Source organism: Lutibacter sp. TH_r2 (assembly GCF_033101135.1).
GTDB lineage: Bacteria > Bacteroidota > Bacteroidia > Flavobacteriales > Flavobacteriaceae > Lutibacter.
Genome location: NZ_JAWMPV010000019.1, coordinates 1 through 360 on the forward strand (window position 1 = coordinate 1; position 360 = coordinate 360).

Below are 360 nucleotides of genomic sequence, written 5' to 3' on the forward strand. Positions count from 1 at the left end.
ACAGTAAGTTTACCAACGGATGTAACATCGACAACAGCAACGACAGTAACATATGAAGTCTCAACGAGTTCAACAGCAACAGCAGGTGATGATTATACAACTTTAACAGGAAGTGTAGTAATTCCAGCAGGGCAAAATTCGGCATTGATTCCAGTAGAAGTATTGGATGATTTAGAATTAGAAGGCGATGAGACAGTAATCGTAACCTTGTTATCAACTGATAATACATTGATAGGTATTGATACGACAGAGAGTGAAGCTACAGTAACCATAGGAGACAATGAAGACGATGGTGATTTAGTAGTAAGTATTGAAGCATCAACACCAGATGCAGCAGAGCCAAGTACAGATGGAGCGTTT

At 39.4% G+C, this 360-nt stretch carries 1 protein-coding gene; it reads left to right on the top strand.

Annotated features, from left to right (window positions below; all coding sequences use genetic code 11):
- On the top strand, positions 1–360 hold a 360-nt coding region (locus R3X25_RS15185), incomplete at both ends, for a Calx-beta domain-containing protein (RefSeq protein ID WP_317675817.1).